Source organism: Nocardia sp. NPDC050630, from assembly GCF_044457245.1.
Taxonomy (GTDB): domain Bacteria; phylum Actinomycetota; class Actinomycetes; order Mycobacteriales; family Mycobacteriaceae; genus Nocardia.
Genome location: NZ_JBITGN010000030.1, coordinates 1 through 7,426, shown reverse-complemented (window position 1 = coordinate 7,426; position 7,426 = coordinate 1). Strand labels below are relative to the sequence as shown.

Sequence of the window (7,426 nt, the reverse complement as noted above, 5' to 3'; positions counted from 1 at the left end):
TCCGCGCCCGTGCCCCGGCCCCCCCGCTCCACGGCCTGCCCCCAATGCGGGTAGTCTCGACGGCTCGGACGCGAGACACCAGGGGGCCGCGAACACGCAGCGCCGGAGGCGCTGCCATTAACAGAGCCCGCGAACACGCCGCGCCGCCAGGCGCGGCAAATTAAACACAGCCACTGTAGTTTGACCTGCCGTGGGTAAAAGCAAGCGCAATAGTCCGAAGCCCGGAGGGAACCGGGCCCAGCGTCTCGCCGAGCGGCGGGCGGCGCTGGAGCTGCAGGCGGCGCAGTCCGGTTCGCGTCCGTTCGCGGGGCTGGCCGCGGAGTGTGATCTGGTCGCGCTGCGCGAATTCGTGCCGTCGGCGACCGCGACGCTGCCGCTGTCGTCCGATATCGCGGCGGAGCGTTCCGTCGTGCTGGCAACGGTACTGCCGGGAGCGGTCGCCGCAATGGTGCGGGCGGGCGAGCCGCCGACCGGATACGTCGCCGCGCAGGTGCAATTCCAGGGTCCGGATCCGGCCGCCGATATAGCGGCGGCGATCCTGTGGACTCAGTCCGCCGAACCGGGCGAATCGCTGACCGCGGCCGAAAGTGCCGAGGGTGGACCGCGTTTGGCCGATGTGATCGATGCGGACGCACAGCTGGAGCTGACCGTGCACCAGGACTTCGACTGGTGGGTGCCCGAGGGCGTGCAGCCCGATCCGCAGGTCGCCGCGACCATCGAACAGGCCAAGCAGGCGATCATGCCGTCTGCGCGACTGGATCTCGGTCCCGATTCGATCGGCGCGGCCTGGTGGGTCGATGCCGGTGACAAGGCGCATCTGCGCTGGGTGCGTCCGGAGAACGAGGACGATTTGATGCTGGCGCTGGCTCGGCTGCACGCGTCGGGTGGACTGCATCTCGGCGAGGGTTCCCGGTTCGCGGGCTCGTTCCGCACGCACGGACTGCTGGTGCCGGTCTTCGACCTGGATCCGGAAATGCATGCCAGCGAGTGGACCAAACCGGCGAGCGAATTCGGGGAACGTCTGGCGGCGGCACTGGCCGATGAGGCTCCGCTCTCGGCTGACGAGCGTCGCTCCCGGGACGGGCTGCGATCGCGTCAGGTCACTCTGCGGTGATTTCGAAAAATCACGAATAATTTTGTGAAACACCCTCCTTTCTAATCATTGCTCGGTTAGGTTCTCTGCATCACCGAAAGCTGGTGGTGGTGAGCGAAGTCTCACCGAAAGATGAGGAAAGTAGGACCGTCATGGAAGTCATTCTGACGCTGCTCAAGACGCTGCTCAGCTCCATGAGCGCCGCATAAGCCGTTATGCGGACCGCGGGGTTGCGATCCCGCTCGATACATAGCGACAGGGCCGGCTCGTCGCGACGAGCCGGCCCTGATGAATCACGAATTCAAATGCTTCCGCCCGCGGCCGATGGAGCACCGGAAGCATCGCTGGGACCACTCATTTCCCGAGCGACGAAATCTTCGAGGTCGAACAGGTTCGACCCGGCGCGATCGGCAATGGTGAGCAGGGTCGTCATATTGGCGACCTCCTCCACCTGCTCCTTCAGGAACCACTGCATGAACTGTTCGCCCAGGTAATCACCCTCTTCGCGAGCCGTGCTCGCCAACTGGATGATCTGGTCGGTGACGTTCTTTTCCTGCGTGAGGGCCAGTGCGATCGGTTCGCGAGCATTCTCGAAATGCGATTTCGCGGCGTCGATACCGGAAAGTTCGACGCTGAGATCCCGGTCCAGGAAGTACCGCACGATCATCATCGCGTGATTACGCTCTTCGACCGCCTGCGCATAGAAACGCTTGGCCAGCTGCGGCAGATCCGCATTGTCGAACCAGACCGCGATCGCGATGTATTGGTGCTCGGCATTGAATTCTTGCCGGATCTGATCGTGGAGCAGGCTGTGGAATTTGCTGCGTGGGGACTCCGGATGGCTGGACATGATTGCGACATTAGCGCTGGTCATGCCACGTGTCATCCAAGTGCAGCCTTATTGAGGCTAGTGTTGCCTAATTAATTCTTAGCCGCCCCCGCCATTCTCGGGGCGGAAATATCGGCGCGCGGTGTAGTGCGCAACTCGCGCGAGATGAAGTCCTCGACGTCGAACAGATCGCCCGCAGCACGGTCGATGACGGTCAGCAGGGTGGTCATCCCGGCGACGTCCTCCACCTGTTCCTTGAGGAACCACTGGATGAATTGCTCGCCGAGGTAGTCGCCCGCGGCCCGCGCGGTGCTGGCCAATTCGGTGATCTGCGCATTGCGGGCCCGCTCGGATTCCAGCAGGAAAACGACGGCGCCGCGCGGTGATTCGAAGCTGGATCGCACGTCGTCCAGGCCTCCGACCTGGACTTCCAGATTGCGGTCCAGCAGGTACTGCACCATGCGCAGGGCGTGCGATCGGTGTTCGGCAGACTTGCCGTAGCTGTGCCTGGCCAACTGCGGCAGGCGATTCGAATCGAAGTAGACCGCAGCCGCCAGATACTGCTGCGAGGCGGTGAAGCCACGACGGATCTGGTCACGCAGCAGGTCCGGGAACGGCTCGTCGGCATCGGTATCTGGCATAGGCCAGACGCTACCTGGTCAACAGATCCTCCGGGATCGGTTGGTCCTTGGCGAGGTTGTCGAAGAATTGACCCGCACGTTGCTTATCCCACAGCAATACATTTCCGCTATCGGTATCGGTGAAGCCGCCGATCGGGACGGTGGTCGCGACGGTATCGCCGCGCATTGCCCAACCGAGCTGGCCCAGATTCCAGATGTGATCGCCCTTATCGACCTTCAGCGATTTCGCGGTATCGCTGGCCAGCGGCCACAGCGTGAACGGATTGGCGAGCGTGCCCGCGCCGGTCACCTTCTTCAGCAGGGCGGCCATGAATAGTCGCTGGTTGTTCATCCGGTCGATATCGGCGAGGGCGGTGGCACGGCTGCGAACGAAACCCAAGGCCTGCGGACCGTCCAGGGTTTGGCACCCAGCCGCCAGATTGATGCCCGCGAGCGGATCGTCGATGGCCTTGGGCACGCAGACATCGATGCCGCCGAGGGTGTCGACGATGCCCGCGAAGCCGCCGAATCCGATCTGGGCATAGTGATCGATGTGCACGCCGGTGGCGGTTTCGACGGTCTGCACCAGTAGCGGCGCACCGCCGAAGGCGAAGGCGGCGTTGAGTTTGTCCTTGCCTTGGCCCGGAATGCTCACATACGAGTCGCGCGGCAGGCTGACCAGCGTGGTCGGACCCGACTTCGGGATGTGCACCAGCATGATCGTGTCGGTGCGCTCGGGTCCGACTTCACCGCCGGTGGCGAGTTCCTGTTCCTGGTCGGCGGTGAGTCCGGCCCGGCCATCGGAGCCGACGAGCAGCCAGTTCGTGCCCGGGGTATCGCCGACGCGGCCCGAGTAGTTGGCGAGTGCGTCTATCCGATTGAGCGATCCGTCGAGTTTGACGACCGCGCCGACAATCGCGAGGACCAGCACCACCAACAGCACCAGGAACCAGCGGAACAGGTGCAGTTTGCGACGGCGACGCGGCGGGCGGGGTTCGCGCTGGCGGCGCGACGGCGGCGAGGATGGCGGTGGCGGGGGGACCTCGCGGCGCGGGCGCAGACTCTGCGGTTCCTGGTATGGGACCGGCCGCTGGGGCGGCGCATAGCCGGGAACCCCGCGCGGCTCGTGGTACGGCTGCGGCTGTTGCGGCGGCGCGTGGGGGGCCCTGCGCGGCGGCATTCGCGTTTCGGGCGGTACCTGCGAATACGCCAGTGGTGGCGCGGAATCCGATCCGTCGCGGCGGATGATGTTGGTCGGGTCGATACGCCTCGGGTCCGGACCGGGTCCGCGACGACCCGGCGGATGTGGTTCGCGCCGCTGCGGCGGCATGGACGGCGCACCGGGATTTGCGAAGGGTTGCGGCACCCGACGCGTCCGGTCGTAGCGCTGGGGATCGTCGCCGTTCATCACACAGACTCTACTGTTCGAGGGCCGTCGGGGGGCTTGACGAGCGGCCGGAAGCGGTGCGCTCGAGGGTGAGCGCTCGTCGATGAATTCGCCGCGCGGACCGGCGGATGTTACGGCAACCAGGAAACGTGACCGCGTAGCAATGTATAGCCGATATAGGCGACCGCATCGATGGTGGCGTGGGCCAGCACCAGCGGCCACAGCCGGTTGGTGCGTTGCCAGAACCGGCCGAAAATCACCCCCATGACCAGATTGCCGAGTCCGCCGCCCAAGCCTTGATACAGGTGATAACTCCCACGCAGCAGTGCCGAGGCCAGCAGCGACCGGTTCTCCGACCAGCCGAGCCTGCGCAATCGGGTAATGAGATAGGCCACCACCAGGATTTCTTCGGCCCCAGCATTCGCACAGGCGGAAACGATGAGTGCGGGCAGGCGCCACCAGTGGTCACCGAGTGAGCTCGGCACGATCGTCACGCTGAACCCGAGCGCATGCGCGATCAAATACAGCCCGAGCCCCGGTAGTCCGATGACCGCTGCGAGAATGAGCCCCGGCAGCACATCGGAACGCCGACGGACCCTGGCCAAACCGATCATCCGCGGCCCGATCCCACTGCGCCACAACAGATACAGTCCGAGCGCACCCCACCCGGCCAGTCGCAACGCGCTGAGCAGCTGGAACAACAGGTCGATGGTCGATTGCGCCGCCCGCGTCGGATTCAGCGCCACGGTCTGCCCGCCCACCCCGCCCGGCGACAGCGCACTCTCCAGCAACGACAGCGCCGCATTCAAACCACTCAGCCCGAACGTCACCACCAGCACGACCAGGATTTCGAGCCGAATCCCGAGCCGCTCCCGATCGGTCAACTCGGGCTCGTCCCCGGCACCGGTCTCAGCACGCATGCGTCCGAATCTATTGCCCGCACCGTTCCGGCGTGCGCTGTGCGTGTCGCGTCGGATTGATCAGCGGTTCTGTCGTCGCGATCGCGGCACCTGTTGGTCGCGGGTTGCGGCGGTACGGCGACACCGCGACCGCCCGGTGGGGTGGTCCTTTTCGATCAGCGGCTCTAGGTGCGCAGAGAATCGGCGTTGCGGAGCCATGGTTGTCGGTTCAAGATCAGTCGCTCCGTGTGTGCTGTGCCGCTTGCTGGGTGTCGCTTGACCGGCGAGGCGTGGGCGCTGTGTCGGCCTGGCGTGGTGGTCGTGTTCGGTCAGCGGTTCGAGGTAGCGCAGCGAGTCCGCGTTGTGGACCCCGTATTTGCCGGTTCAGGATCGGTTGGTCTGGGTGCTGTGCCGCTTGCTAGGTGTTGCTTCACTGGCGAAGAGTGGCCGCTGTGTCCGCCCGGCGTGGGGGTCGTGTTCGGTAAGCAGTTCGAGGTGGCGACGCCGAGCAGCTATCCGGGCAAAGCCCGGGCAGCGGGCTGGGTGGCACACCTCGGGCAAGCCCGGCAGCAGCGTGCCCGGCACACCGACCGCATCCAGCACGACAGCCAACGCGGCATGTGTGGCGACTGGCTGCGCGAGTGGCCGCCATCCTGCCCTCGGTTCCTCCTGGCAGCGCCAAACCGGACACCTTCCATGTCGAGCACCTGGGTTCCGGCAGCAATGGCCACCGTCGCAACAGTCCGCTGGAACGGGGAGTCCGCGTTGCGGACCGCATCGTCGGTTCAGGATCGGTTGCTCTGGGTGCAGTGCCGCTTGCTGGGTGTCGCTTCACTGGCGAGGCGTGGCCGTCCGGATAGTGGTCCTGTCCGGTGCTGCCGGTTGGGGTGGTACGCGTCTGCTCGAGGAGGTGCGTCGCTGCTGACGGTCGAGGCAGGCGATCTTCGCTGCGGGTTGCGGTGCGGGGTTTCGGTACCCAGCGCAGGCCGGCGGTCCGCATCGAGCAGGTGGCACAGATGCCGCCATGTGTGGTGCCGAGCGGGTTGGCGAAATCGGGCTGGGTAACGCGAAGACCGCCTTGCCGAATTCCAGTTCAGGTGCGGCGCAGGCCGTTCAGGAAGGGGCAGCCTGCGAGGGTGCGGAAGGCGCGGCCGAGGGATTCGATGTCGTCGGCGGGGGAGTTGAAGGGGAGGCGGAAATCGTGGTCGCCGTCGTGGCCTTCGATGCGCAGGGTCACGCCGTAGCGGTCGATGGCGAGTGGGGTGCACGGCGCCGGTCTGTAGGCGGGGTGGGAGGTGGCGGGCGAGTTGGGCGATGATGTCGGCGTGGTCGGCGTCCATATGCTGCAGCCAGGCCGATTCCAGTGCACAGAAGGGGTCCGGTTGGGCCAGTCGGAGTTCGTCGACGCAGACGGATTCGGCGCCGGTCGAATCGGCCACCACCGCGGAGTTGATCACCACGCGTAACAGGGTGGAGCTGTAGCCGACGTCGAGCAGGTCGGGATGCGGATGATCCTTGGCGACCTCGGAGGCCAGTGGCCGCAGCGCCTGCGTCGGCACTGCCCGCACCGACCCGCGCAGCCACACCAGCGCCCGCACCGGTTCCCGCAGCGGCAGCGGCGCGTGATCGGTGAGCTCCAGCACCGCCGGTGCACCGCTCTCGCTCGAATTCCCGGCCAATACCGCCGCCATGGACGCGGTCGGCACCGCGATCACCGCATCTCCGCACTGCCGCACGTGATGCACCGAAATCGGCGTCGGGTCGATGCCCGGCATGGCAAGTACAGCCTGCTCCGCATGGGCACATGCACTGCGGACCCGCTCAGCGGTAGACGGTGCAACAGTCGGCTTCAGCATGCAGACCTCCGAGTCACGCGGCGAAATTAGGTTATCCTAAGCTAAGTCAGCTGCAAGCTTTCCGCAAGAGCGCCAGCATCGAATCTCCTCGATCCTGTCGCGGCACCGACGGCGTGCATGCCAGCCCTTGCGGGAGACCTCCGTGAGCGGGCAGAAGAGAGCGCGTAGACCTCACGTTCGCGTTCAGCAAACGACGTCATTTCGCTCAGGCCGCCCCTGGTTCAGCTGTTCATGCTGTCGGTCGTCGTCGCGAGCGTCGGCCTGGTGCACACCGCGGAATTGATCGCTGGTGACGAAGAGCGCGCCACCGTCCTGGTCGCCGGTTTTGCTCGGCATGGTCACCTACATCGTGGTCGACGGTCTCGGTTCGCTGCTACACACCGAGGAGTTCGAGGCGATCGGCGGCGGGCGGTTCAGCGGCGGCCTGGCGTACGGGATGGTCGACGGTCGGGTGCCTCATCGGTTCAACTCCGATTCGATGGGGCAGTCCGTAGCCGGACGCCCCGGTATTCGCAGTGACGTTTCCGTCGGCGTCGGTCAGCCGGCTGGCTCGGGAGCGCCGAACTCGCCATCACCCGGCCGTCCGAGATCGCCCCTCTACGGGCGGACCCTTCGGCCCGCTGGCCGAAGGGTCCGCCCACGGGGACTCCGCCCACGGGGACTCCGCCCACGGGGACTCCGCCCACGGGGACTCCGCCCACGGGGACTCCGCCCACGGGGACAGATCGGGAGGGGGTCGGGT

Annotated in this window: 6 protein-coding genes and 1 pseudogene; 1 reads left to right on the top strand and 6 read right to left on the bottom strand. The window is 66.0% G+C overall.

What is annotated here, in order from left to right; genetic code table 11:
- Positions 1-190: 190 nt before the first annotated feature.
- Positions 191-1,114 carry a DUF5926 family protein gene (locus ACIBG0_RS38470; protein WP_397039970.1) on the top strand — a complete coding sequence of 308 codons (924 nt, stop codon included), beginning with the start codon at positions 191-193 and terminating at the stop codon, positions 1,112-1,114.
- A 280-nt stretch (positions 1,115-1,394) separates the two neighbouring features.
- On the opposite strand, the gene ACIBG0_RS38465 is transcribed toward ACIBG0_RS38470, so the two are convergent.
- The 6 genes and pseudogenes from ACIBG0_RS38465 to ACIBG0_RS38440 all read right to left on the bottom strand — a co-directional run bounded on the left by ACIBG0_RS38465 (position 1,395) and on the right by ACIBG0_RS38440 (position 7,020).
- Positions 1,395-1,943 carry a ferritin gene (locus ACIBG0_RS38465; RefSeq protein ID WP_397039969.1) on the bottom strand — a complete coding sequence of 183 codons (549 nt, stop codon included), beginning with the start codon at positions 1,941-1,943 and terminating at the stop codon, positions 1,395-1,397.
- A 71-nt stretch (positions 1,944-2,014) separates the two neighbouring features.
- Complete coding sequence (locus ACIBG0_RS38460; RefSeq protein WP_397039968.1) at positions 2,015-2,563, bottom strand: ferritin; 549 nt, start codon at positions 2,561-2,563, stop codon at positions 2,015-2,017.
- Between the two features lie 10 nt (positions 2,564-2,573).
- Complete coding sequence (locus tag ACIBG0_RS38455; protein WP_397039966.1) at positions 2,574-3,950, bottom strand: LCP family protein; 1,377 nt, start codon at positions 3,948-3,950, stop codon at positions 2,574-2,576.
- 110 nt (positions 3,951-4,060) lie between these two features.
- Positions 4,061-4,849 carry a CPBP family intramembrane glutamic endopeptidase gene (locus ACIBG0_RS38450; RefSeq protein WP_397039963.1) on the bottom strand — a complete coding sequence of 263 codons (789 nt, stop codon included), beginning with the start codon at positions 4,847-4,849 and terminating at the stop codon, positions 4,061-4,063.
- Between the two features lie 1,072 nt (positions 4,850-5,921).
- Positions 5,922-6,684 (bottom strand): annotated as a pseudogene (locus ACIBG0_RS38445) (DUF2470 domain-containing protein).
- 183 nt (positions 6,685-6,867) lie between these two features.
- Entirely contained in the window at positions 6,868-7,020 is a 153-nt protein-coding gene (locus tag ACIBG0_RS38440; RefSeq protein WP_397039961.1) for a hypothetical protein, read from the bottom strand.
- Positions 7,021-7,426 lie beyond the last annotated feature (406 nt).